This is a genomic window from Devosia sp. (assembly GCF_028290625.1).
Lineage (GTDB): Bacteria > Pseudomonadota > Alphaproteobacteria > Rhizobiales > Devosiaceae > Devosia.
In genome coordinates this window covers 23,406-48,446 of the sequence record NZ_JAQGJM010000021.1, presented here as the reverse complement: position 1 = coordinate 48,446, position 25,041 = coordinate 23,406, and the positions used below count along the sequence as shown (strand labels likewise).

General features: G+C 57.6%; 18 protein-coding genes. 4 read left to right on the top strand and 14 right to left on the bottom strand.

Annotated features, from left to right (window positions below; all coding sequences use genetic code 11):
• Positions 1–288: 288 nt before the first annotated feature.
• Entirely contained in the window at positions 289–681 is a 393-nt protein-coding gene (locus tag JWR51_RS11585; protein ID WP_299747529.1) for a GFA family protein, read from the bottom strand.
• Between the two features lie 249 nt (positions 682–930).
• Here JWR51_RS11585 and JWR51_RS11580 point away from each other — a divergent pair, with 249 nt between their 5' ends.
• On the top strand, positions 931–1,233 hold the full coding sequence (locus tag JWR51_RS11580; RefSeq protein ID WP_299747528.1) for a GIY-YIG nuclease family protein: 303 nt from the start codon (positions 931–933) through the stop codon (positions 1,231–1,233).
• Positions 1,234–1,720: 487 nt separating this feature from the next.
• Here the strand turns inward: JWR51_RS11580 and JWR51_RS11575 are convergent, their stop codons facing one another.
• The 8 genes from JWR51_RS11575 to JWR51_RS11540 all read right to left on the bottom strand — a co-directional run bounded on the left by JWR51_RS11575 (position 1,721) and on the right by JWR51_RS11540 (position 10,464).
• Positions 1,721–2,554, bottom strand: coding sequence for a DUF3037 domain-containing protein (locus tag JWR51_RS11575; RefSeq protein ID WP_299747526.1), 834 nt, complete (start codon positions 2,552–2,554; stop codon positions 1,721–1,723).
• Entirely contained in the window at positions 2,538–3,305 is a 768-nt protein-coding gene (locus tag JWR51_RS11570) for a hypothetical protein (protein WP_299747524.1), read from the bottom strand. The genes JWR51_RS11575 and JWR51_RS11570 overlap by 17 nt, the downstream gene beginning before the upstream one ends.
• A 261-nt stretch (positions 3,306–3,566) precedes the next feature.
• Complete coding sequence (locus JWR51_RS11565; RefSeq protein ID WP_299747522.1) at positions 3,567–5,384, bottom strand: TniQ family protein; 1,818 nt, start codon at positions 5,382–5,384, stop codon at positions 3,567–3,569.
• On the bottom strand, positions 5,378–6,388 hold the full coding sequence (locus JWR51_RS11560) for an ATP-binding protein (RefSeq protein WP_299747520.1): 1,011 nt from the start codon (positions 6,386–6,388) through the stop codon (positions 5,378–5,380). The genes JWR51_RS11565 and JWR51_RS11560 overlap by 7 nt, the downstream gene beginning before the upstream one ends.
• A 2-nt stretch (positions 6,389–6,390) precedes the next feature.
• Positions 6,391–8,538: a hypothetical protein gene (locus JWR51_RS11555; protein WP_299747519.1), complete on the bottom strand. Its 2,148-nt coding sequence runs from the start codon at positions 8,536–8,538 to the stop codon at positions 6,391–6,393.
• Complete coding sequence (locus JWR51_RS11550; protein ID WP_299747517.1) at positions 8,535–8,774, bottom strand: hypothetical protein; 240 nt, start codon at positions 8,772–8,774, stop codon at positions 8,535–8,537. Before JWR51_RS11550 ends, JWR51_RS11555 begins: the two co-directional genes overlap by 4 nt.
• The gene (locus JWR51_RS11545) at positions 8,771–9,442 is read right to left on the bottom strand and encodes a hypothetical protein (RefSeq protein WP_299747515.1); all 672 of its coding nucleotides are present in this window, start codon (positions 9,440–9,442) and stop codon (positions 8,771–8,773) included. Before JWR51_RS11545 ends, JWR51_RS11550 begins: the two co-directional genes overlap by 4 nt.
• A gap of 395 nt (positions 9,443–9,837) precedes the next feature.
• Positions 9,838–10,464: a hypothetical protein gene (locus JWR51_RS11540; protein WP_299747513.1), complete on the bottom strand. Its 627-nt coding sequence runs from the start codon at positions 10,462–10,464 to the stop codon at positions 9,838–9,840.
• Between the two features lie 534 nt (positions 10,465–10,998).
• On the opposite strand from JWR51_RS11540, the gene JWR51_RS11535 reads away from it, so the two are divergent.
• Both JWR51_RS11535 and JWR51_RS11530 read left to right on the top strand, forming a co-directional pair.
• The gene (locus JWR51_RS11535) at positions 10,999–12,969 is read left to right on the top strand and encodes an AAA family ATPase (protein ID WP_299747511.1); all 1,971 of its coding nucleotides are present in this window, start codon (positions 10,999–11,001) and stop codon (positions 12,967–12,969) included.
• A gap of 314 nt (positions 12,970–13,283) precedes the next feature.
• Positions 13,284–13,628 carry a hypothetical protein gene (locus tag JWR51_RS11530; protein WP_299747509.1) on the top strand — a complete coding sequence of 115 codons (345 nt, stop codon included), beginning with the start codon at positions 13,284–13,286 and terminating at the stop codon, positions 13,626–13,628.
• A gap of 135 nt (positions 13,629–13,763) precedes the next feature.
• On the opposite strand, the gene JWR51_RS11525 is transcribed toward JWR51_RS11530, so the two are convergent.
• Complete coding sequence (locus JWR51_RS11525; RefSeq protein ID WP_299747507.1) at positions 13,764–16,880, bottom strand: hypothetical protein; 3,117 nt, start codon at positions 16,878–16,880, stop codon at positions 13,764–13,766.
• A 368-nt stretch (positions 16,881–17,248) separates the two neighbouring features.
• Here JWR51_RS11525 and JWR51_RS11520 point away from each other — a divergent pair, with 368 nt between their 5' ends.
• Positions 17,249–20,086: a glycosyltransferase gene (locus tag JWR51_RS11520; protein WP_299747506.1), complete on the top strand. Its 2,838-nt coding sequence runs from the start codon at positions 17,249–17,251 to the stop codon at positions 20,084–20,086.
• Positions 20,087–20,382: 296 nt separating this feature from the next.
• On the opposite strand, the gene JWR51_RS11515 is transcribed toward JWR51_RS11520, so the two are convergent.
• From JWR51_RS11515 to JWR51_RS11500, 4 genes are all read right to left on the bottom strand, one after another.
• A complete protein-coding gene (locus JWR51_RS11515; protein ID WP_299747505.1) occupies positions 20,383–21,417 on the bottom strand; it encodes a nucleotidyl transferase AbiEii/AbiGii toxin family protein in 1,035 nt (344 codons plus the stop codon).
• On the bottom strand, positions 21,410–22,000 hold the full coding sequence (locus tag JWR51_RS11510; protein WP_299747504.1) for a DUF6088 family protein: 591 nt from the start codon (positions 21,998–22,000) through the stop codon (positions 21,410–21,412). The genes JWR51_RS11515 and JWR51_RS11510 overlap by 8 nt, the downstream gene beginning before the upstream one ends.
• Before the next feature lie 445 nt (positions 22,001–22,445).
• Positions 22,446–23,789, bottom strand: a complete 1,344-nt coding sequence (locus JWR51_RS11505) for a hypothetical protein (protein WP_299747503.1) — start codon at positions 23,787–23,789, stop codon at positions 22,446–22,448.
• A complete protein-coding gene (locus JWR51_RS11500) occupies positions 23,786–25,021 on the bottom strand; it encodes an ATP-binding protein (RefSeq protein ID WP_299747502.1) in 1,236 nt (411 codons plus the stop codon). Before JWR51_RS11500 ends, JWR51_RS11505 begins: the two co-directional genes overlap by 4 nt.
• Positions 25,022–25,041: the final 20 nt, after the last annotated feature.

The window sequence follows — 25,041 nt, the reverse complement described above, 5'->3', positions numbered from 1 at the left end:
CCGTTCGTCGCGAGCCCGCAGCCATTGTGGAGATATCGAGGGCGATTATGAGGGAGGAACTTGGGATGGGGATAAAAGGGGTAAGACTGCGGTTGATCACCACGAGTTCCCCCACCACCGGACTTCCCGCGGGCTTGACCCGCGGGTCATTGCGGGCGGCCACATGACGGCGGCGGTGTGGCGAGAGGCCGGCGGGTCAAGCCCGCGGGAAGGCGGTGGGTGGGGAGAGATTGTGGCTGGCTGGAAGGGCGGTAACGCCTCAGTCGTTGTGCTGGGCCAAACGGTGACCTAGTCCTCAAAACGCCCCGTGCCGTCACGGTTCCGCTCATAGTGATGCGCAAGCGGAAACGGCGGCAACCAGGCCTCGCGACGCACGGTCCAGAGTTCATAGGTGGGCATGAACTGGTTAGGTTCATCCAGCGAGCCCAGGTTCACCTCGATTTCGTCGGCGCTGCGCGAAAAAACCGACGAGCCGCAGCGCGGACAGAAAAATCGCCCCTCATAGTCGCGAGTTTCGCCCGTGATCGTCACCGCATCCTGCGGGAAAATCGCCGACGCATGAAACAGCGCCCCATGATGCTTGCGGCAATCGAGACAGTGACACAGGCCAACCCGGTACGGGCGGCCCGTCGCCGCGATGCGGACGTCGCCGCAGAGGCATCCGCCGGTGAAACTGTCCATGGCGTCGCTCCTTCGAAGATCAAACGTCGGAAATGGGTACGACGAGCGACGCTGACATGGCAATTGCGGGCAGCGGGCGAGGAGTGACGCGCATCGCGATCGGCCCGTCCGAGCAACCAGCGCGCGACCATCTCACATCGGCCCCCATGGTGAGGCGCGAGCCCTCGCGAGCCTCGAACCACGAGGGCGTGGCACCATCTTGCCAACCCCACCCTGGCCCATCAGGATGCCACTATCGCGGAGCAGATCATGGAAGTCAGCGTCTACATCCTGCTTTGCGCCGATGGCTCCTACTATGTCGGCCTGACCCGCAAGGAACCCGAGGCGCGCGAGTGGGAACACAACCAGCGGCTTGTGCGCGGCTACACCGCGACGCGCACCCCGGTCAAACTGGTGTTCGTCGAGACCTATGAGCGGATCGTCGACGCGATCGAACGCGAGCAGCAGATCAAGAAATGGTCACGCCGCAAGAAGGAGGCGCTGATCGCCTATGACTATGAGGCCCTGCCTGAGCTTGCTAGCCGGCCAAAGCGCAAACCAATCGTTCCCTGAGCAATCCAACTCGGCCCAGTCCTGATTAGGTTCAGTAGGCCTCACTAGGAGGCCCAGTAGTCCTCATTTGCGCAGTAGTCCTCATGGTGAGGCGGGAGCGCAGCGACCCTCGAACCACGAGGACGTGGCAAGATTTTTGGTGGCTCCCACAGTTCGGTGTGCTCGCCCTCGTGGTTCGAGGCTCGCAAGCGCTCGCACCTCACCATGAGGGCTTGGGGAGTGCTTTCGCTTTCCAGGAGATCGGAAGTGCGGGACCGAGGGCATGGGTGCCCAGAAGCGTTCGCTCCGCCGGTCTGAATGATTGAGGGATGAACCCCACAGCAGTCCTCATGGTGAGGCGGGAGCGCAGCGACCCTCGAACCACGAGGTCGTGGCAAGATTTTTTGGTGGCTCTCACAGTTCAACGCGCCCGCCCTCGTGGTTCGAGGCTCGCAAGCGCTCGCACCTCACCATGAGGGCTTTTAGTTGCTGGCGCTTAACCCGTTATCTAATTGGAATTGAATAAAGAAGGCGAGCCCGTCGCAGAGAGCATGAGATCGAAATAATCCCTGCGTTGATCCCCACTTTCGATGTTGAACATCCTATCGACTGAGCGTTCGGCGATTTGAAGCGCAGGATTAATTGCAGTCTCTATAATCACCGATGCCGAATATACGAAGTAACACTGGACACCATAATGGCCCAACTGCTCTCGTGCGCATTGTAAGGTGATAGCAGCTAGCGCCGCCTCTTTTAGTTCGGCTGTGCCTACGTCATGCGCAGATCGAAAATCTGCCGTTTCAGTCGCGTGATAGATTCCATTTTTTACCACAAAGTCAATTTGCAATTTACCTGATGGACCAACTGGCACATTTGGCACCACCTTATGATCGAGTAAATCGCTCGTATCTTTACCCATGACATGGTATTCGCGAAAAACTGTCCGCAGCTCACGGACGAGACTTGATGATTTCTTCCGCTTCATTGGCAACTTCGGTCGATCGATGTAATCTTCTCGTATCCGCTGGATGCGTATCTCGTATTGCTCGTCAGAGTCGGCCATAAGCCAGCCAGGTTCGGATAGGACAATACTGGGGATTTTCGATAGCCGTTCCCAGCGCTGGTTAGGCTCAGCGCTAGGATCATCTATCTCTCTTAGATAAGCCGAAACCCAATCCAAGGAAGTCGGACTTACCCCAATGGCCTTGAAAACCGCGGCGTGCAAGAAAAGCCGGACGTCCAATCGAGAATCCCGAAACACAACCAAGCCAACGTTTATTAGCTCACCGCGATGTGCCTCTGGGACGAAACGCAAAATGGCGTATTCAGCGATACGTCCCATCTTTAAGTCCCTGCTGAAGTTTGAGGATCTCGTCTCCGAATTGCTTCGAAGCGACTCGCGCCATGAAGGCGTCTCGTTGGCTAACCGGTAGCCATTCCTTGGGCAAGCCGCGGATTGCGCCATCCATAATAAACTCACGACCCTGGCGAAAGCGAGTCAGCAATTGGTCAGCAGGGCCTGCGCTGAAACCGTGGATATCGAGGATAACTTTCGACTTGCGCATTGTGTTTGACGTCGGGTTCATTGGCAGGCGTATTTCGGTGCGCCTTAATATGTCAGCGGACTCAAAGTCAAAGGGACGAAGATTGCCCGTTCGCCGACCGTCGTCCGACGTTTCGATAGACACCAAATAGTTTTCCTCATGCCGATCGTGATTGCCCAATGCCAAGTCGAGGGCGTAAATTTGCGACAGCAGCTCGTTCAGTGCGGGCAGATATAGATCATTTGGTCGCTCTCCACGCAAAAGGAGGGCGCCTACCTGATAATCCGGAAGCCTGTTGGTCATCAGTTCGCTGCCAACCACCAGCTTGCCATCAGGAAACTGCAGAACTTTTGTCTGAGTGACGGGCAAATTCAACGCCTCAGCGACGTGATTGCTTACCCATTCGGTTGCACAACAGTGAATGTCGTTGTCTGACTTGACGAAGTAAGCCACGCCAGTATCAGAAACGGCTCTACCCTTTCCCGGTTTACCGGGAAAGGGTTGGTATTCGACAATAGTCAGCGGGATCAGATCAAGCTGCGTTGCCATTGAGGGTACTCACCTTGCCGCACGTTCACATCTACGCGCCGCCGCCGTTGTGACGCCGAGGATAGAACTGCCACTGAGGCACGCTAAAAAGCCCGGAATCCGGGGCTTGAAAACCGTCCGATATCGCCTAGTCTGCCTGTCCTCGACCATAAGGCTGCCAGCGGTGCGGACAAAGCAGCGCCTTCGGGTTTTCTCCACATTTTCGCAGAGACAGAAAACCCAGCCTCTCGGCTGGGTTCGAAAATGGCCGCCGAGCGTGAGCTATTTCAGGCTGGATCTCAAAAACAAGTAGGCGCCATAACTCTGAAACTCGCGTACCGGAAAGATGTCGTCGTTGGCGAGGAGCGCCAGCGCCTTTCGCGCCGAGGCCTGGTTCATCTGGCGGGCGACATCCCGCAACGAAATATAGGTGGCGTTAAACCTGTCAAACGCCTCGAACGGCACGACGCGCTGAGGACAGCGCTTCGTCGGATTGATCCCGGCAAGGGTACTCAAGTGCCCCGATGAAATTATTTTCTGAACGGCATCCCCCCTGATGCCAAGTTTCCTGATGATTGCGCTCGGGATCAAGCCTTCTAACGGCGGCAAGGCCACCTTTTGACGAAGTTCTTGGTGATCGATTAGCAAGGCGCGATACCCTTCCTCGCGATCGAGAAGGCCTACCCAGGTGAGTTCGCCAGCCAGCATCAGCCTAAGTGTTTCAAGGAGGGAGCAGTTCGCGCGCCGGGTAGCCATAGAGACGCTGACTTGGTTTCCGGCAGGCTCGACCACGCTCACTGCACCACGGCCCAGATCGGCCAGTATTTGATCCGCATCCCTTGAGTCGAACAGTTGTTCGACATTGTTGCCGGACACTATTGGCGACAGGATCCGGTTGGTCGTAATGATGGTCAGTGGCACTCGATCGATGTGCATGTACTTGCGCAGGGCGATCGCTGGCATGCCTCGCCGCAGGCGATCGAGCAGGGATTCGTTCTCGTCGGCTTTGAACACTGCTTGCGCGTGCACCACGGTTTCGTCGGCGGTGACAATACCTGCGGAAACCAGGTTGTTTCGAAGTGTCTTGATGTGGAGGCCGTACTCGGCGGCCGCCGTTGACACTGAATGGATCACCCGTTTCTCGACGGGCAAGCCGAGGACATTGTCTTTGGGGCCGACAGGCAGGGTTTCGACAATGTGGGTCCGCACGACCTGACGTATGGCATCGGCGTCAGAGCCGGATGCCGAAAACGCCAGCCACTTATACAGCGCCCCAAACATTTGCTGTGCGCCAGCGGGGCCGGCAAGACCCGACCGTTCTTGGAGCGTAGCCAGGAAATCGCGTAGGTGACGCGGGCCGGTTACCAAGATGGCGAACCCCACGCCACCAGCTTTGTGCAGGGCGTCCTCGCCGAGCGAGTCGAGACGAACATCACGGCCATGATCGATCATGGCTCCCACGATTTCACAGCACCGGGAGAGGGCGCCGATGGGGATATCGTCCAGCCAGGATCCCGTTCGTGCCGCGTGAAAGAGGCGCCGATCAAGGTATTCCTCCAACCCACTCGGCGAGCGGCATTCTGTTTGGGCCGCCCGGAGCAAATCGCGCACCGGCACTCTGTCGAGCCAAAAGCCGAAGTCGTGATGGTCATTCGTTCCGTTTATTGGAAAGGTCAGTAGGGGCAAATGGTGCTCGATACAGGTGCGGGCGGGACGCAGCTGCCAAGCCACGCGGCCGGCCATGGAAGCGCCCGGCGGCAAATTTGTCATGAGACGATCGTGAAGGACGCAGGCGGGACACACCCGAACCGCTTCTCGGCGCAAGATGCTCGGATGCAGAGGCTCGTGGCCCAACATGTACATCTTCACGCCGACGCGGCGAATAGATGAGGACGCCAGCTCCTCTTCGACAATCCCCGCCAACTCTGCGAGCGAGGCCGTAAGCTCGACGTCACCGTCAAACAGCTTTTCGAAAGACAGCGCCATGTCAGAGCAGAATCTTCGTGCTGAAGCACGGGCGTTGCGGGACGCCAGTCGAAACGCCAGCGACAAGGGCGTTTCATGGGTTATCGAGGGCACAGTCAGAGCCAGTTTCACCATGGTCCTTGGCTCCGATCGATCGATTTTCTCCGCTTTGCATCGCTTTTGAGACTGGCAGCAGCCGGCGTGGCCGCCGCACTGGTTTGGGTTGCGTTGGTGCTGATCGACTGCCAACCAGCCACGAGAAAGATGTTGAGCGGCGTCGGGCGGTCGTTGTGCTGCTGGTAGGCGCGCACGAAGTTATCGATGGTCAGGACATGGCCGTTCGCTAGAAGCAAGTCTTGCAGCGCATCCACGATCAGTTCGAGAGAGGTCCCGAGCATCCCGCCCGTAGCGTGGATCAGACGGGCGACCAAGTCATCGGGCAGGGTGTGGCTGACACCGGCAACGGCACAATACTCGGCGATGATGCTCCGAAGCGCCTCGCCATCGGCGGCGGCGGATATCGGTTCCAGCGCCACCGGAAAGGTCCTTCGCAGGAGTTGTCGATCGTGAGCGCATTGATCGAGCAGATCCGGAACACCCGACAGAACGAGGGCTACGGGCCAATCGGGTCCGCTCATGAGCCCCTTCAGTGTGCTGAGCACTTCGCCGGCGTCGCGGGCATTGCGTCCAGCAAAGACATCCTGGCTTTCGTCCAGCCAGATCAGCTTTGTATTCCGAAGCATCAGATGCTGGCGGACGTCCTCCCAATAGTTCGCGCGGGTACCCTTTCCGTTGACGGGGTAGCCGAGCTGGCGGAGCATCTGCAGGGCGAGGGCTTTCAATGTGACAGGGCTTTCGACCTTGAAGCAAACGGCCGGCAAGTCGTCGTCGCTTGTTGGTTGAAGAGCTGGATGGCGTTGAATTCCCCGGATCAGTGTGGTTGTTTTGCCGGCCCCGGAGCCGGCAGTGACGATCATGCCCACGCGCGAAAGCGGCTGAGAGATGCGATGGGCGATTTCGCGGTTTGTCAGGATGGTGTCGATGATGGTGCTGACCTTCTGGTCACGCGAGGTCGTGACGTACTTTGAGCGCAAGGCCGTCAGCCGATCGAAGCTAGGCGGAAGGGGAAAGTGTTCCATGCTCAGTCCAGGCTCCAGTTCTTTGCAGGCGAGGGGAGGGGAGAAGGCGGGGTTTCGGGCTGGTCAACCGGTTTCGACGCCGGGCTTTCCGCCGAAATTACTTCGCCATAGCCGTCGTCCGCGGCGGGACGGCGTTGGTCGGCGAATTCGAGGTGGTAGAAATACGCGACCTCGGCCTGGTCGATCTCCTCGGGGGAATACAGGTAGGCCCTCACATTGGCCCGGCTGTGGGCGCGTTGAGCGAGGTTGTCGACATAGTCGAGGGACTCAAGAGCCACCTCGCGCGACAAATTGCTTTCATGCCGATTTTGAGTTCGCAGGTGCGTGGTGGCAGCGATCCACCACTGCGCAGTGACCCCCTCCATCGAGGCCTCACGGCAAGGCACCTCAATCAGCTTTCCGGTGGGCAGGCGTACCGATATGGCCCCCAGATTGTCGGTGTTTACGCGGATCTCGACCTCAAGGTCGTTGCTATCGCGGAAGTGTTCGCCCAATGGCCCGCTTTCCGTCCGGTAATAGTTCGACATGACGCGGATGCCGCGGCTGCTGATCGTGCGCTTGAGCTTTATGCCGTGGATGGCCCGCAGGGTTCGCTGGTCTGGCGGCGGCTTGATTCCATAGCGCCGGACCGCGTGCTCCCAAGTGTTAGCCGGCGTCGCCCCATGGAGGGAGTCGTGTGCGGTGTTGTGGTAGTTGTCGACGGCCCAGTTGACGAGAACGTCGGCCAGTTCATCGTCGGTGACACCCGCACGCCCCTGGGAATCGTGATCGGCCTTGACGACGGGATTGGAAAACGTCCGGCCCGGCAGACGGGCAATTGGACCCAGGCTGGCAGTATAGAAAACGTGCTCGACCGTGCCACGAGCCGGGGCGTCGCCGGCGCCTGGAAATTCCAGCGTGCCGCCGGAGTCCGCCACGGCCGTGCGCACCTCGTGGGACAGGAAATTCCAATCCGTCACCACGCCGCTCAGGCCACATCTCTGATGCCAGGTGGACTTGGCGGAAGCGGCCAGTGCATATCGAGTTTTGTCCTGCGAGATCATCTCCAGCGCCTTCAGCTGCGCCATGGGCGTGGCACGGTCGATGATCCGAAGGGCGAGGATGACCTTGGTGGCCACGCAGATCGCAATGATGACCAGGCGACGAGCGCGCTCGATGTTGGCGCGTTCCTCTTCGGTCAACTGATCCCATATCCCCGCGACGCAACACAGCGTCATGAGATCGATTTCGTGCTCATCGATTTCGATGCGGAGGCCCGGAATATCGACCTGCAGGCCAGCACCAACCCAGGGCATGTGCTTGTCGGCGTATTCTTTGTTGTACCGGGCTACCATCGTGGCGTACTTCGGGAGGCGATCGATCGCCTCATCCGTCATGTCACGTCCGGGTGTGGGCAAGGGATCGAGGTTCTCGAGCTTGCGGGCCCTGTTGGCCTTCTTGATCGCTCGTTCGAGATTGGCGTGGACTTCAGTTTTCGTGGGCCGCTCCGCCGAGGCGAAGCGCTTCACCACGAGCGCGAGAAGGTGCAGCACTTCGGCGACAAAACGCGGATTGAAGTTACCCGAAAATCTGCGGTTGTCGCGCAGGCTTATGGCGTAGCATCCATTGCGCTCGTACAGCCGCACCCAGCCCAGCAGTGCGCGACCCGAAGGAACGCCGACTTTTTCTGGGGGCTGGACCGTCAGCTTCGGTTTGGCACGCGTCTTCCGTTTCGGGCTTTTTGCCTGTGTCCCGACGCTGTCGGGAGCCTTGAGCCCCAACTTCTCGATGATGGGCGCAAAATCCAAGGCGGCAGCCGATGCGCTGTCATTGGTGCGCTTGTACTTCTTGGGGTCGGTGGCCCGCGACTTCAGGAACAGGTCGCAATATGCCTGACGCCACAGGCATGCTTCCCGCTCGGCCGGGGAGAGGTTGCTGAGAAGCTCTTCATCAGTATGAAGGCGAATGCGTGCCCTGGCCTCGCTGTAATAGCCCGGCTCGAACGTCAAACTGTTGCTGCCCCAGAGGGCCTCCAGCTGTTCATGGGTGAAGGACTCCTTCAGCCCGTCGGGGCGTTCCAACAGAACGCCCTCCTCATTGTCTTCAATGGGGCGATAGAAGGTGGAGTGGATGGTAAGTCTGTCGACAGTGGCGAGACGGAGCCGGGTCATTTCGCAGCACCGTCTGCGTCTGGCATCTTCCCCTGCCAGTAAGGACCAGGGTTAGCAAACTGCGGGTCAACGAGGCCGTGGACCCACATGTCCATCAGTTGGGCGTTGCTGTGGAACTCGGCAGCATTGTCGGGGGCGCGGCGAAGGAGATAGCCATCCAGCCGCACGTCGCAGAGCTGAAACACGGTTCCGGCGATCTTGACGGTGTCGGCAGCGGAAAAACGGAACGGGTTCATGCTGCATTCCTGCGTACGAGTGTGGGATAGCGCAGCCGACCTTCATCGACCTGGAAACAGACCCGTCGACCCACCATGCGAATGACGGCGCGGAAGGCGCGGCCTTCGAGGCCTGTGGCGTTGACGATGCTCTCGATCGTGGTCGTTCCAGCGAGGCTGGCGATCACATCTGCGACCAGGCGATCCGCTTCGTCGTCGATTTCGGAGCCGACGAAATGGATCAGTTCCGCGTTTTCGGCTTCTGCCCGAGTGAATGACTTCTCAGTCACAAGGCGCAGTTCGTCCAGGTGGTCCGCGTTTTGGGCCAAGATCAGCTGCAGGGTGCGGCGGAAGTCGCGGCGCTGCGCTGAACCCTCGGGCTTCACCGAGAGGCCGATCCGTCGGCCGTCGTCCATGATCGCAAGGAAGTCCAGCACGTGGCGGTGCTCAGACCCGTCGTCATCGACGTAGGGATCGAGTGGATACTGATCGATGAGGTCGACGACGTCGGGACGGGTGGACCAGCGGTAGCTGGTCACGAGTTCACACCGCGATTCAAAGACGACGAGTTGGCGCGTCCCGCCCTTGTATATGACGCAGGCGCCGGAAAAGTGCCCCTTTGCTCGAAGGGCGATGTGCCGCGAGGCGCGGCTGTGCAGGGTAGGGGTGAAGGATGTAGAATCAAGCATGGTTTCTCCATGCCGTGGCCAGGCCCGCTTGACATTTTCATGCCGAACGAAGATTCTGGACTTACACGGTGTGATGCTGTGCCAGTCCGCCGGCCTTCGCGGGGATAAGCGAACTGGAACTTGGTTATTGGGATGGCTGGGTCGGCTTGCGCTGATCTGGCCGTTCTTTTTTCATCTGCCGGTTTTCGTCTCGCTCCTATCGGTTTCGTTAACTTCAACTTCTGGGCAGTGAGTGAAAATTCAAAACGAAAAACGTAAGTCAAATCAGCGGCTTGATTCACTCTCTTGAATCCTTACGCGAATCCAACGGCTTGTCAGCAAATGTGAGAGTCGAATCTTTTTCGCTTTCCGCAAGCGAACGGGCCGGTGGTCGGACCTGACCTCAAAAAATATGCTCAGTAGAGCCAATGCTTCTGAGTTGCTCGCCGCCCAGAAGGTGGACCCAAACCAACCCTGGTATCGTCAGTGATGGGGTGGCGGCAGTCGCAACTCACGAGGCCGGCACAAACCATCGACAGGATGTAGTCGACCCATCTTTTTGGCTCGTCGACCAACTCGTCCTCGAGTTCGCCGAGCCCCAACCCGACATCCGCCGTCGCAAGCCGGCGAAGCACGCGCACCGAAAATGCCGGCGGCACCAGAACATCACGACGGGACCAAACTGTGCGTGAGGTCGTCAGCGCAGGCTCAGCCAGGATTGCATCGCGGTTGAAGCAGATTCCAAGGTCAAAGCCTGAGGGCGCGGAGAATGTTTCTCCATTGGTCTCGTCGCAAAGTGCGAGCAAACAGCGCCGCTCGCCGATTTCGACGCCGAAATTGAAAAACGTGTCCTTGGGGGTGGTGCGGGCCACGTCGGGTTCGAAGATGCGAACAATGTCGGGATCGAGGGTTGCCTGGATCAGCGCGTCGCGACAGCAGCGCCTAGTATAGCGGATGGGCCCGTCGCTTTTGAAGCAGTTGAAACCACGGCCAGTGTCTGTTGACTGGACTGGCCCGGGAAAAGAGAGAACGTCAGCGCTCATTCTGGTACTCCTGATTGAGTTTTTGCCAAAAGAGACCGAATTCCCAGGGTCTCGCCAAATCTGCGCCGCTATGCTGAAAAGTCAACACCTAGACGTCTAGGCACCTAGGTGTCTAGACGTCTAGGTTTACACTTTGTTGATCAGAAACGCGCACTTCTGTCGCGTGCGCGCAGATTTTGGCAACCGCGCCGCGGTATACAGGTTTGCGAAAAACTAAGAGTCTCTGATTTTGGAGAAACCAGGCAAAATGACAGGCGCGGTGCAACGGCCAGACGGTCGCAAGAAATTCGTTGTGTACCTTGATCCTAGACTCATTCAGTCGATCAAGATGAAAGCACTCGAGGAGGGCCGCCATGCTTACGAGCTCGTCGAAGAAATCATAGCCAAATCGCTCGACCAGAAACTCGGTTGACATTGTTCCTGTTTCGTTCTTGTATGCCGATGCCGAAACGGCGGAGCGCCTGCAGACAGTGACCCTGAGCCGCACTCCTTGACACAACTCGCGGCCAAAAGGGCCGTAGTCAGGAGCACATCGTGGTCACTTCTAAATCCAGCGCTGGATCAAATCCGCTTACTGAACTCATTCTTCAGCAGCTTCGCGCCAACGTCGCCAGCGAACCGTCGTCAGAAGTCGACGACCTGTCAGAACCAATTTCCGTGCCCGGCTACGGTGCCGAGCACGTTCTTGCCGCGCACCTAATCGGCTTGGCCCTGGCGCCCCATTTTCAATCCCTGAATGAGCTCGCCACCACCACCCAATTCATCGCAATAACGGTTCGCACTACCGAGGATGCGGGGCTGATGGCCAGCGTGCTCAAAGTCGTTCTGTCGGCCTCAGGAGCTATCGTTGAGCCTCAATATCAACTGCGCGCCCAAGATAAATACCCAATTTTCATTGGCTCCGGATCCAGAATTGACGAGCGCCTACGACTGGCGGCCGACGCCGGAAGACGTGGCCTGCCGGTGGTTTGGCTCTATGATCCTGAGGCGAGTGCGCCTGCCCAGTTCACCACAGTCGCCGATGTCATCGTCGACGCCTCCACACTGACACGCGACATGCTAGCAGCTGCCTTCGTCGAATTTTTTGGCCGGATGCCAGCTAACTTTTCAGACCTGGGCAGTCCAAGTAAGCTGGCCGCAAGTGATCTGGCCCTGCATTTCCGACGCGGGCGCTCGCCAGAGGCCTGCGTCGACAGCCTCAAGTCGTTGATGCCGAAGGAGCCGGTAAAGCAGGTCGATCGCGCCAGATTGCAGGACCAGCACGGCTATGGGGAGGCACGAGTTTGGGGTCTGGAGCTCGCTCAAGACTTCGAGATCTGGCGGCGTGGCCAACTGTCGTGGGAGGAAGTTGATCACCGCTCCGTGCTGCTGGCAGGCCCGCCTGGCACGGGGAAGACCAGCTTCGCCGGCCTCTTGGCGGGTACGCTGCATGTTCCCCTGATCGCCTCGAGCGTCGCGGAATGGAACACGCAAGACTATCTCTCGGGCACACTTAAAAAGATGCGGATGGTGTTCAACGAGGCGATGGAGAAGGCGCCCTGCGTTTTGCTCGTCGACGAGCTCGATGGCATATCAAGCCGGCAGAGTATCTCTGGACGCTACGCTGAGTACTGGACGCAGATCGTCAATTTGATGTTGGAGCTCGTGACGCAGGCAACGACCACTCCAGGTCTCGTGCTGGTTGGCGCGACGAACTACGTCGAGCGGATCGATCCTGCCCTCACGCGGTCTGGCCGGCTCGACCATACTATTATCATGAAGCTTCCAAGCTCCGACGAGATCACCGCGATCTTGGCCCACTATGCAGGTTCGAGCATCGCCAAGAAAGAGCTGCGGACACTGGCACCAAAGTTGCAAGGCAAGACTGGAGCGGACATCGAAAAGCTGGTCCGTGCGGCAAGGGCAACCGCGCGTCGGGCAGGGCGCCCCTTCTCGATTTCGGCTCTGCACCAGCAAGTCCCCGGCGTTTTTGAGAAACTGCCGCCAGAGGTCCGGCGTCGTATTGCCACTTATCGCGCTGGCCAAGTCGTCGTGGCCCAAGCCTTGGACATGATGGATGTTGCCGCGGAGGAGATCGTGGATTTCAGCGGAACCCTTTCCCGGACGCTGGAGGCAGGCCACGTTCCAACCGGGCAGGACTATAATGACGCGATCGCCGTTCTGATGGCAGGCCGGGCGGCAGAAGAAATTCTGTTCGGCGGCGCGTCATTGTTGGGTGTGGGTTCAAATTACTCTGATCTTGCCTTGGCTACTGCATGGGCACGGCAAATCGAGACCAGATCTGGATTGGGTGAGGCGGGGTTGGTCGACCTCGAAGATCCCGTCTTGCGGACAATACTCCCGGCCGCCATAGTTGGTAGCGTGCGTCGTCGTCTCGACGCGGCAATTGCTCGAGCATCTGGTATCTTGCTGGATCGAAGAGAGGAGATGGAAGCCATCGTTGCAGCCACGGTTCGAGGAGCAGGACTGGCAGCACCGCAGCCGCCGCGGCGCGTGCTCAACTAAATGGATGAAGAGGAGGCTGGTTCGGCCGCAGTGGGGTGGCCATCCCCATCGTGCCGCGCTGACACAACCTCGAAGGGCGCAACTTGGAAGCATGAGCAAAATATGTCTGGCCGGTGAGGAAGTTCCACTTTTCCCCAGCGTTCCGATCAACGAAGGATTCATCGCAACACGACCATTGAATGGAGAAGCCGTCTGCACCTTGCAGGCTCAGCAGCCTTGGCGCGGTGTCGTATCGGCATTTGGTCTCCCAGGCACCCCTTGCGCGATGAGCAGCGCGCTTCGACATCACCTCAAACACGAAAGAAGCGCACACCATGGCCGATGAGCCCGAATACCCCGACAAGTTCCAGGGCACCCTAGGAATTCATTCCGACGGGTCCGTAAGCATCAGGCTTGCAGACGGCTCAACCGGTGAGGTTCACAATATCAATGTGGCTTTGGCCCTGGACGATGATGTCAGGGACGATTTGCTCAATGATGAACTGATGCAGAACGAGCAATTCAATGGGCTGATCACCGATATGAAGACAGCCGTTAAAGATGGAGATTATGCTGCTGATAAAAAGGAAATTCTAGAAAAGTACATCAGCAATCCCTCATTCCTTCTGAGCGAAATCAAAGAGTATCTGAACTCGAAAAGCGTTCCGAAGGGACCTTAAATAGCTGTCAGCTAAAGTCTGTGGGAAGCCACGAAGGCTCGGTCTCCTGCGGACGGGACGACTGAGCCTTCAACCAAGGTTTGCTCAAAGCCAAAAGGATTGAAGGCCAAAACTCTGAATCTGGAAGGGTTACACTCACCCTTTGCGGATTTCGGTCTCCAGCCTTTTTTCTTTGGCCGCCTTTTCCGCTTCGGTCTCGATCATCCGTTTGAGCTCGGATTTGTTGATCTTGAGTTCAAGCGGCTTGATCACCTCCTCAGCGGAGTTCAGCAGGTGCAATCGATCCTCTTTACGCCAGTGATTCCAATAGACCCGAGCCAGGTAATGGGAGGCGAGGATAACCCGAAAGAATTGTGCTGTCGGCAGATCGATGATTGCCTGACGGAGTTTGTCCTTGCCGCGGGCCGTGTCGATATCGGCTAGCCAGGTGCCGTGGATTATCTTTTCGATGGCGCCGTCGACTGTGGCAGCCTCAACGCTTGGTGCGAGAACGCGGTGTCTAGCTTGCTCGCAAAGGAAGCCCAAAACGCGTCGCAACGGCTCGGCAAGCGCGGTGTACTCCAGAATATCGACGCCCCCGTCGATGAACTTGCGCTTTTCTTCAATGTCCTCCCCGCCAGGCAGGTCAGCCAAGGCTTCGTCAGTGGTCATTTTCCGCTTGATCGCAGCAAAGTCGATTTTTTGCTGCTGGCGACACCATTCATCAATGATCAAAGCGGCGCTGCTGATAATCGACGTGCTTAGCGCGCGTTTTGTTCTGGCGTTCAAGTGCTCCGCGCCGGAACCGAGGAGCAAAGTGGCGATAACCCAGTGACGCGCGGCATCGTTGAGCGGCACAAACGTTCTGTCCATATCGCCAGCTTTATCGCTTTCACCATCCTGGCTTTTTTGCTGCCGGCCGGAGGCCTCCCGGATCTTTTCGCTCAGATCAAGCATGCGCTGCTTTTCCTGGCTCTCGTCCTTTCCGTCCCGCACTGCGTCAGCAGCCTTTTGCAGTCGCTTGCGCAAAGCTCCTGCTCGTTCGGGTTTTTGCAGATTTGCCGGGGAAATGCTGTCAGTGAGAAGTATATGCTTGCCCGGGTTCTTTTCCTTGAGGGCGATCATGCACTGCTCGAGTCCAGCTTCGATCCTCTGCACGAGATCGGCCGACGCACCGATTTCTGCATAAAGGTCGAAAGTGACAGTATCGAAGTTATCGTCGCCAGGATCAAAATAGCGCAGTGCGAGGTCTGACGATGCGTGCAACTCCGAAGCAAGCAAATACGATTCCACAAACGGCAACGAGACACGGGCCCTGCCGCCTTCAAAATGCATGATGCCTTGGTCAACGAACCCATTGATAAACGCCAGTGGGTCGATGTCGAAATCGTGCAGTTCTGCAAACTCACGCGTGAAAGCAACCAGATCGGCTTCTTCAAAGGCTCGCTTTTCGACGTTGATTTCCACCACAAGTTTTCGCAGAAAACGCGCCCTGGTGGACCGACTGAGCGAGACGTCTGCGCGATCGCCAGCCACTATGAAGGTCAGGAAGCCATCGACCGCTAGCTGAATGAGTTCGGACCGGCGGTTCGCCTGCAGTAGCGCGGTCAGGGTTTCCTTCGGGATGCCAGCAAAGTATGTGGGATGAGCATCGAGATCAAACCGTTCAAACGTATCGCGAAGTCGAAGTGCGACAACCTCCGCTTCAGCGCCCGTCATCCCAAAATTCTTCTGGATAAAATGCGCGATTTCGAAAAAAGACACAGCGCAGATCTGGAAGTGCTCTGCGCCCGACTGTGTTAGAAAGTCTGACTCATCGAGGAGGCCGGCGTCTCCCGCCCTCGTCACAAAAATGAATTTTGCACTGCTGTAGCGCTCGATCTCGGCGACGATCTGTTCCATTCTGTGCTTTGAAGCAAATGGAATGTTATCAACGATAAGAACTAGTTGAGTGCCGTCCATGGCCTCGATTGCGTTCAGGTCGATATCGACGACGTCGTTAAAGCCGAACCGCTTTCCCCGGATGTCGTCGCCGTTAATCACGACCGGTACCGGCTGTCGTCCGTCAATTTCCTGCGTGAGCAAGTCGTCGGCCATGACCCAGGCGAGGCTGTGGTCCGGATATGTGCGCGGTAGGCTCACGAGGATTTTTTCCTGAACCTGCAGCGCGTCGAGAACATCGGTGGGTGAGCTATCGCTCTTGGTCCCGATCGCATTGGTTGCGTTTGGGCGACGGATGCGCGGCAGAGGAAGATGATAGCCTTGTGGCTGAAGTTTGTATTCGGGTGAGAGTTTTCGCAGTGCGGCATCCACAGCAATACCTAACCCGAGCATCAGTTCGCTGAGCGGTTGAACTACTACCGGCCGGTTATCCAGGACTAAAGCTTGTTGCCTGCCCGTGCGGCGCCTTTCGAGCGCAGCATGAAAATAGGTGTTGCAGACGATCTGGAGCTTAAGAAACGAAGCCGCGTTGGATGCAGCCAGCCGGCGCACGCCACCTTTGCTGGCATCCTCGAGCCGGCCTTTGTCTTTGTCGGCGTAGTCGGAAATGCCGCGCACTGCGATAGCAGGAACGCTGCCATGGAAATGGGCTTGCGAGAACACCCCTCCGGACTCCGTTTCAACCGCAAGCAAAGCGCGATCGATTTTTCGCAATTTGGCATTATACACGTGGCTCTTACTGACCGAGCCGCACACGATCACGCCGCCCTTGGACGTTGGCTTGCCAATTTGTTCCGTACCACCACCAGGAGCGGGCACTTCATGCGGAACCAGTTCTTTTGCGACCAAAGCGCGCTGTTCTTGCCAGTCCTGGTGAAACTTGAACAGGGCCGGTTGTGTGCGGATATAATTGAACGCCTGCGTGAATTCGTCCGGCGTGTCGTAATTGGTCGGGGAAAGTTCGGTGTCGGCGGCGCCGTCGTCGGTGTCGACGAATTTCGCATTGTCCAGGACGTCGATGATGCTGCCAGAATAGCACACGCTGGCCAGGCGGGCGTCGCCGCTCAAACTTCCAGCAATGCCTAGGCAGACCATAAGGCCGGCTTCGTACTTTGAAAGAACGAAATTCGCAGCATTTATAGCGGCGGTTTTGCCCATCGTCTGCTGCTGGACGATGAGCATCGATATGCCAGGCTTCCCGGAATCGACTACATGACACCACGTCGTGGTGGAGCTTCGGTCTTCAATGCTCGGAAACTGCTCGATGACCTCAAGCAGTTCCTCTTCAAGCGGCACGACAACCACAATGTCAAAATACTTCGACTCGGTCATGTTTTTCTCTGCGAACGGACTGGATTTGTTCTTCCAGAGCTCGGCTCGAGACGCAAATGCATTTTTGCCTTCTATGTAGCAGCTGTGTCGGGCTTAGAAATGTTGACTAGCACTCTCAATCACCTCCACTCATGAGCCGACAACGATACGAATATCGTCGAGGAACATGCGGCCCTTGCGACGCGCCCTATATACATAGGCGACAAAGCGGTTTGGGCATGTATTTGCGAGCGGTTCGGCAAATCGTAGCAGAACTGCCTCACCTCGATTGTACCCAAATACGGCCAATCCAGCACTTTTAGACGGACAAAGCGGGGGGGACGCGTTAACAGGGAAACGCCGAGCATCTTGGGGGCGCAGCGGTAAGCATGAAGCAAAGCATCATCTTCGTCATGAATCGCTGGGACAGCAGCAAGGGCGGCATACAGACGGTCAATCGCGAGTTGCTATTAGCGTTGGCCAAGACAAGGCCCGACCTCAACTGCATTGCGGTCGTCAGCTTCGCCGACAAGAGCGAGGTCGAGCAGGCGTACAACAACAACGTCACGTTGCTACACGGTGCGGAATCCGACAAATGGGAAAGCGTGATGCTATCCGAAGATGTTCGACGGATCGATCCGAGTTCGGTCTTGGCCGTGGTCGGCCACAGCTCTTTCTCCGGCAAGCAGGCGCTTCTGCTTCGCAACACCTATTTCAAACAAGCCAATACCGTCCAATTTATCCACATGGACCCGATGCGCACGGAAGGCATGAAAGAGGGCAAGAAGGACCGGTACGTTTCCGAGCGCGAGGAGAAGCAAAGAGCCGAACTTGAAGCGGCCAAAAGTGCGGACCTGGTTTTTTGTGTGGGACCGCGTCTCACGCGCGTTACCAAGGACACTTTCAAGGCGCATCAACTCGACCACAACAAGGTCCATCGCATAGACTGCGGGCTCTCGCCTGAGCAACCCGTCCGCAACGCAGCGCCCGAGCAGCCCACGGTAGTCTGCCTTGGACGAACTGAAAGCGTCGGCGTAAAGGGCCTCGACATATTCGCTCTTATGGCCGGCATCATCGATAAAGAATGGACGACGAGCGCACAGACTAGATCCAGAATACTCAAACCTCGTTTCGTCGTGCGGGGAGCAGAGAGCGAGCCCGAAAAGCTTCAGGAAGCGCTCGTGCGTCTCGCGGAGAAGGCAGGCGGCAATCCTGAGATTGTGGTGCGCCCTTACACTACCGATAAGCAGAACCTGAACGCCGACCTGCGCGGCGCCACTGCGTTTCTAATGCCTTCGCGCGAAGAAGGATATGGCTTAGTCGCGTGCGAGGCGATGTCGTTTGGAGCTCCGATAGTCGTTTCGAGGCAGAGCGGAATAGCCGAACTCATACTTGAAACCGGCGCCGAGGCAGGTCAAGATTTTGGGTCATGCGTCGTCGATACCTCAGGAGATGCGCACGCGGCAGCGCAACGGTTCGCAGACGCGACGCTGCCCCTTCTTATCGACGGCTCAGGCGACTCATATTTCTACCCGCGTCTGCGTGGCCATTTGGAATCAAAATGCTCTTGGGAGGCAGGCGCAAACGCCTTGATCGAGGTGGTCGAGACCGCCTACCAGAACCGAGCCGTTGTTAAATCGGCACCGGCTTCGCCCCACCAAGCCGCGCCAAATGACGATGCCACACTAGGTTCGGCACAGCCGGTTGATACAGCCCCCACGATCCATGACGTCCTCGATGCAGAACGGGATGCGCTCATGACGAAGCAGGGTGTTATCGGGGTGGGAATCAAGCAGGCAATCGTCGTTACGGTGGAAAAGGGAGCAAAACCGAACCTCCCTCACAAAATCGAAGGGTTCGAGGTGGTCGTGCGCGAAGTTGAGGAAATCAAGTTGACTTCGGCGAACTACACCAGCGGACACGAACTCCTTGTCAATGGCGAGCGACGTGCGACTGTTGGCCTGTTCGGAGCCGACGTCACCGGCCAGCTATTCGCGGTCACCGTCGCCCATGCGTTTCCAACCATTCTCCAAGACAGCATCGAGATGGTCGTTGATGGGCGGCGCATCCCACTCACCCTTGACATCCATGAGGGAAGCACGGATTGGGCGATCCTCCGGGTCGAAAGGGAACTCTCATTTTCTCCGCGCGCACTTGGTTTTCGCCAACCTGGTGCGCGGGCGTTCGTTGAAATGCCTACCAAGATGATCGAGGGCAGCATCGACGCTGTCGAGATTACCATGGACATCCAATCCACCGGCATGATCAAGCGAAGGTACCGCGACGTGTTCGAGGTCTCGCTCGATTCACCGGTTGAGGAGGGCGGCTCTGGAGCAGTCGTGTCCGATCAGCAAGGCAACGTCCTCGGCATCGTGATCGGCACCGTGGTCAGGGACGGTGGAGTGAGGAGCGCACTCGCTGTCGACGCAAACGGGGTGTTGGAACGGCACGATCTTCAGCCCGTGACAATAGACGAGGTTTCCAGCCAACCACGTATCGGAATTCTGCTTGAGGGCGATGAAGCGGCGAGCGCGTTCTTCGAGAGGTTGTTGCGCGTCAGCCGGTTCTCGCGGTCCGGCCGTCTCTACTTCCGAGGCGTAACGCGCGACGGAGTTAGAGTTACGTGCACTATCCTTCGCGAAGCCAACAGCGTTGCCGCCGCGATTGCGATGACCTCAATGCTGATCGACAATCGCCCGGACGGGGTTTTCATCGTAAGCCGCTGTGGCGGACTTAGGCCCAATCAGAGCATCGGCGACGTCGTCATTTCGTCGGAAGTGCTAATCTTCGAACCAACGTTCATGTCAAATGAGCTCAATCACATTCGGCCGCAAGTCCTTGTGACGCCGCTCCTCCTGCAGCGCCTGGGGCATGACATGGCCATTGATGGTCGTTTCGGGCGCCTTCATGTGGGATCGCTCGCATCAGTCAGTTCCGCGCTTGGATATGTGGACGCGAGTGTCATCAGCTCTGTTGCCAGAAACGTGGCGGCTCTCGACGTAGGAGCAGCCGGTGCTATTCAGGCGGCCAATGCAATCTCCAAGGAATTGCCTATTGCCGTCGTCAGTGTGATCACCGATCTCGTGTCCGATAATCAAAAAACGGACGCACCCCTCTTTTCGTACCGCGCAGTGGATGTTGTTCTCGAGATGCTCTCTCGCCTGAAACTGCGAGTGCATGCAAAGCGCAGGACACTAATCATCAAAGGACCAAACGAGTTCGGTTGACCTGAGTGCACTAAAACCTGGAGCGCTGCAGCTCTTCCGAAAACACTTGGGCCCAGCAGCCATTGAAGAATAGCTTTGCGTGTGGAGAGTGACGTGAGCCTCGACCTTGGACCATTAGGGGGCAGTGGCCGTGGCGTCCTGCGACAGCCAACGGTGGATTTCGGGCATGCGAGAATGCTCAGACCGGCGAAATGGGCTCGGAACCTGTCGTTCAGCCCGCATCGCGAGCGCACAAACCCCAGCGCCGCTTGTGGATAGTGCGCCGGCCCACCGGTCAGGACAGCCCAAGCCTACGATCACTCCAGTGATGGGGAATCTATTTCGTTGGCGCGGCGCTCTATGTTCAAGCAAGTGTCCATGATTGTCTTAAAGTCTGGCGCGTCCTGGGATAAAATCCCTGCCTCCTTCATTTCGGCATAGTCCGCCTCTAGTGCATCACGCGCCTGTCCGCTCGGGACGATCTTAAGCGCCCCGTTTACGGCAGCACCGTAGTCGATCCACTTTTCAGGCGTCTCTCGCTCGGCAAAAAAAAGAGCCTTGTGATCAGCCACGGTTTGGGCAAGAGCGTGATTGGTGACGGCGCTATCGAAATATCCCGATTTGGCAATAAAGTGCAGGTCATGCCAGTGGCGTGAAAACCGGTCACCCTTTGGGGTGTCCTGCAATGTGTATACGTGGGCCGCCGTCGCCTTTTCCCAAAATGTTCGACCAACCTGCATGGCTCTTACGCGAGCTTCAGGGAACGAGATCCCAGGCAAACGCTCGGCTGCATCGCATGCTACTAAGTGATCTTCAACCGGCTCACCGGTTGAACGCGCGCCGAATTCCAGAAGAACAGAGGGTTTGACGTAGGTCCCTCTGGAAGCTTGCAAAGGCGCATAGTCGACATTCAGAGTTTCCTTGGTGGTCTGGCGAAACGTCAGTTTCAGCCCGTCCATTTCCGCTTGTCGGCTTAGAATTGGGATGAGTTCCGCTTCGATCCATTCGGGAAGCCGAACTCTCACCTCATCCGTCCATCGGCGCCCCTCGCTCTTAGTGGCAGGGAGCCCATTCACAGGAATATCGAATTTATCGCCGATCAATCGCCTGATGTCGTAGGTCAGGTCGATGTCCTCTGAGAATCTATCGATCAGGCGAAACACTTTGGACAGAGAAGTACCGCCTTTAAAAGACAGGTGGGATCCATCTGCCGAGGAAAAAACAGCACTGAGGCACCAAACAACCATCACGTCCTTTTCAAGGATAAATGGGAGTCTTCCTAATTGTTCACCTGCGGCACCGAGGGCATCAATCCGGTCCCGCTCGCTCAAGCGAAAAAACGGGTCAGCCATTAGAAGCCTGCACGACTGCGTTTGCTACCCAAGCCGGAAATCGTTTCTTCGCCTTCGTCAAGACTTCCCATTCCGGTTCAGGAAGCTGAGCTTTAATCTGCCGTGCGGCATTCACTGCGCCCGATCTGCCGACATACGACAACGCCCGCAAAGCGGCACCAGCAGGCCGGTTTGCGAAAATGGTTTGCCACTCTGGCGCATGTCTCAGAATCACCGGATTTGAGCCGAGTTTGAGCACCTGATTGCTACCATTGGTCAGATAGATTTGCCGAAGTGGCTGCTGAGTCGTCAGGCCGAACTGGTTGGCCGCAGACAGGCCATGCTCGACGATCCGCTTTCGCTGATGGTGCTTAAGCGACCGCACGACTTCGCTGGAGTGCGGAGGATAAGTGCCAAACTTCCCATTGACGGGCCGCACATATATTCCGCGGGCAACCCGCATCAACTCTCCTGACTTCCGTAAACGAGAGAGCGCTTGATCGACCGCCTCGCGAGAGCCGATGTTTGCAAACATGCTGGCACTGATCACCGATCCGCTGCGCTTGCCTTTAATGGCCCCTCGCACTTCTTCCACTACCGACATGTTGCAATCCTTTCTGTCAGATACATATAGGCGAGTTTCTGACAAGTTTGAAGAGATAACCGTTGTATGCCTAAGAGTTGCAACTAGGCTATTTTCATCGGCCAGCCACGCACAAAGTTCGAGATCCGCGCAACGAACGCATCGATGGACAACAGGGTAGGCACCCTGCGTCCGCATACTTGAGTGGAGAACACTTACCGGAGCTGCGCAAGAAACTCGCTGTGAACACATGCGGTACTCCCGTTGGTCATATCTACTCCGTACCAAGGGCCTGACTCATGTGTGGGGATGATCAATGTCCCCCGTTTTACCTGGGCAACGATCTCTGATTTGCCGCTCAGACAGCCGTGCGACCCGGCGACAGGCGGAAACAATAGTCCGATCGCGTATGGGTGGGCCGCGCGATACTGGTGTTGGCGTGAGTCCTGCTTCACTCGGTCCGATATCACCAATATATGGCGACCACCTCTACATCCAGTAGAGCAGGAGGCGGCTCCATGCTGGGCTCCAAGCGCGCCATATTGCGAGAACGGACCGCCGAAGCTGGTCTGGATTCTGCCTGCTTGCGGGCGGATTGCCTCAGAGCCAGGTCTTGCTCCGGACTGATTGCCACCGGAACCCAACTCTCGACCAACTGCCTCATCATTCGGAAAGCCTGACGCTCCTGCGCCGCGTTCAACTGCTCCGAGCAGCTGTTTTCGATCAGTTCACCCACTACGGCCTTCTGCTCCTTGCTGATGCTGTACTTCGCGACCTTCAGCAGTTTCGTGGAGTAGTGCTTCAAAGCTGGGCGGATGACCGCGTTCGCCGGAGCTTGAGCGTTCGGTCGTTGTTGGGGGTTTACCGAGAGTAGGCTCGCTTCATTGATCTGTTGGACGAAATCGGGCGCGATCATTTTGAACAGGTCCGCCAACTTAACCGGCGTCCATGTGGGCTGCAGTAAGCTGCGGGAGACTCGACAGAGGATCGTGAATTCGGCCTGGGAGAACAATACGCGCCGAATGTCTTTCCAGTACGCCAAGTGCTCGGTGACCCCTACGATTATCAAAGGGCGGCTGGGAAGATCGAACTTCTCAGCGATAGCCTTGTGCACCAGCCAGTCCTGTCCCCTCACTGTCGCCACGCGGTAGTCAACAGCCTCGCCGCGGATGGGAATGAGCCCGGCAAGGAGTTTGCTCAGGATCCGGTTCAATGGTTCCACTTCAGCGAGCGCCTTGCCGGCATCAGGCGCCAGTTTGCCTGGGAAGTCCTCGGCCATACCGGCGAATTCAGTGACCATTGTGCTCATGTGGAACACCGGGTCCGCGGAGAGCTTCACTCGAAATTCCACCAATTCGCCACGGCGCAGGTGGGCGGCGCCTATTGCGCCTAGCGAAGGCGAGCCAGCAATCACCTCGTCCAACTCTGCGACATCCGGCGGCGCCTCCGCTACTTCGATCAGGCGAAGGCCGCTGATGGCGAGTAGTTCGCGGAACCACGATTGCACGGTGGCCTTCCGCGAAGTCTGAAGCGTGCTGCTGTTGCTGGTCTGATATCTGGATCCGACCTCAGCGTTCAACACAGGCGAGGTGGCCCCAAAGCCGCCGGTTATCTCCGCTTCGGCCGCTCTCGTAATTTCATCGGAAGTGCTGTCGGTGACCCCGCCAGTCTGCGAAGAGAGCAGGCTTCGCAGGCTGACCTCATCGAGATAGACAAACTCTCGCAAAAGACTGCGATTCACGACAACGACACGGGGAGGCGTAGGTTTCCTCTTGTTGAATAAACGCTTGAACCGCTCCAGCAACCTCATGCGGTGTCTCCCGCGGTTTCGCCTCGCCTGGGACGAGAAGCCACGCGTTCGAAGGCCTGATCCATATCCTCCCCCGCAATGAAATCCCGTCCATCTCCGGCCGCAATCAGCGCGGCCTCACTCCACAGCGAGGTGAGTTTAGCAGCAGCCCATCCCTCAGTGGCTCGGGCTATTTCGCCGAAATGAAGGTCATCGGATATTCTGTGGGTTCTTGCCGAGACGAGTAGGATCTGAAGCCTATCCTCCAGAGTCGGCAGACCGAATTCGATCTCCCAGTCGAAACGTCCCGGTCTGGTCAATGCGGGGTCGAGAGAGTCCACGCGATTGGTAGCAGCGATGACCACGACGTTGCGCCCTTTGTCGTCGAAGCCGTCCATCAACGTCAGCAATTGCGCGACGAGTCGCTTCGACGCCTCGTGCGAGTCCCCAGTTCGCCGCTCCGCGATGCTGTCGATCTCGTCGAAAAAGATTATGGCCTTTTCGCTTGGATGATCTGCCGCGTCCTCGAATATCCTGCGTAGCGTACCTTCCGAGCCGCCGACCCATTTGCTCACTATCGAGGGCCCGCTCACCAGAAAGAAAGCGGCACCTGACTCGGCCGCAACGATCTTGGCCAGAAAGGTTTTCCCCGTTCCCGGCAGACCGGTGAAAAGGATCCCCTTCACGGGCCTTGCGCCGATCCTGTCGAGAAGGTCTCGCCGCTTCAACTGCGTCTCGATGAGCTCGCGAGCACGATCGATGACGTGCGGATACCCACCGAAGTCCGCGAACGTCAATCCGCTGGCAGCGCTGTCGACCAGAAAATCCGAGGTCGAATAGTCGATCTCCGGCTGACCCCTGGCACTTCTGATCGGTTGGTCCGAGAGCGACCGCACTATGCCGTCAATGTCGTTGTATTCAACGGTGCTTTCCGGAGCGACCTCGATGTCCAAGGGGTTTGCGATCGGCACGATCCGAAAACCGTCATCGAGCAGCACCGTACCGTCCTCCATCACGTTCTTCACGATCGCGGTGGAGTTGTAGGTCGTCCAGGCGTCCGGGTCGGCTTGCCGCCAACGATTGTCGGTCAGGAGGAGAACATCACCGACTTCTGGCAGGTCTCCGGTCATGCCCGTCCATTGCGCCGTGCGCCCGTCGAGCAGACGGGCGTGCATCACACCGGCTCCGTGATCGATCTTGACGACCTTTGCCAGATTGCCGGTTACGGGTGGACAATCTTCTTCATAGTCCACGCAGTCACCTTGATCGTGAG

Bases quoted from the DNA above. Each gene is read 5' to 3' on its own strand.
- JWR51_RS11585 (WP_299747529.1), bottom strand. From the start codon at position 681: ATGGACAGTTTCACCGGCGGATGCCTCTGCGGCGACGTCCGCATCGCG.
- JWR51_RS11580 (WP_299747528.1), top strand. From the start codon at position 931: ATGGAAGTCAGCGTCTACATCCTGCTTTGCGCCGATGGCTCCTACTAT.
- JWR51_RS11575 (WP_299747526.1), bottom strand. From the start codon at position 2,554: ATGGGACGTATCGCTGAATACGCCATTTTGCGTTTCGTCCCAGAGGCA.
- JWR51_RS11570 (WP_299747524.1), bottom strand. From the start codon at position 3,305: ATGGCAACGCAGCTTGATCTGATCCCGCTGACTATTGTCGAATACCAA.
- JWR51_RS11565 (WP_299747522.1), bottom strand. From the start codon at position 5,384: ATGGTGAAACTGGCTCTGACTGTGCCCTCGATAACCCATGAAACGCCC.
- JWR51_RS11560 (WP_299747520.1), bottom strand. From the start codon at position 6,388: ATGGAACACTTTCCCCTTCCGCCTAGCTTCGATCGGCTGACGGCCTTG.
- JWR51_RS11555 (WP_299747519.1), bottom strand. From the start codon at position 8,538: ATGACCCGGCTCCGTCTCGCCACTGTCGACAGACTTACCATCCACTCC.
- JWR51_RS11550 (WP_299747517.1), bottom strand. From the start codon at position 8,774: ATGAACCCGTTCCGTTTTTCCGCTGCCGACACCGTCAAGATCGCCGGA.
- JWR51_RS11545 (WP_299747515.1), bottom strand. From the start codon at position 9,442: ATGCTTGATTCTACATCCTTCACCCCTACCCTGCACAGCCGCGCCTCG.
- JWR51_RS11540 (WP_299747513.1), bottom strand. From the start codon at position 10,464: ATGAGCGCTGACGTTCTCTCTTTTCCCGGGCCAGTCCAGTCAACAGAC.
- JWR51_RS11530 (WP_299747509.1), top strand. From the start codon at position 13,284: ATGGCCGATGAGCCCGAATACCCCGACAAGTTCCAGGGCACCCTAGGA.
- JWR51_RS11525 (WP_299747507.1), bottom strand. From the start codon at position 16,880: ATGACCGAGTCGAAGTATTTTGACATTGTGGTTGTCGTGCCGCTTGAA.
- JWR51_RS11520 (WP_299747506.1), top strand. From the start codon at position 17,249: ATGAAGCAAAGCATCATCTTCGTCATGAATCGCTGGGACAGCAGCAAG.
- JWR51_RS11515 (WP_299747505.1), bottom strand. From the start codon at position 21,417: ATGGCTGACCCGTTTTTTCGCTTGAGCGAGCGGGACCGGATTGATGCC.
- JWR51_RS11510 (WP_299747504.1), bottom strand. From the start codon at position 22,000: ATGTCGGTAGTGGAAGAAGTGCGAGGGGCCATTAAAGGCAAGCGCAGC.
- JWR51_RS11505 (WP_299747503.1), bottom strand. From the start codon at position 23,789: ATGAGGTTGCTGGAGCGGTTCAAGCGTTTATTCAACAAGAGGAAACCT.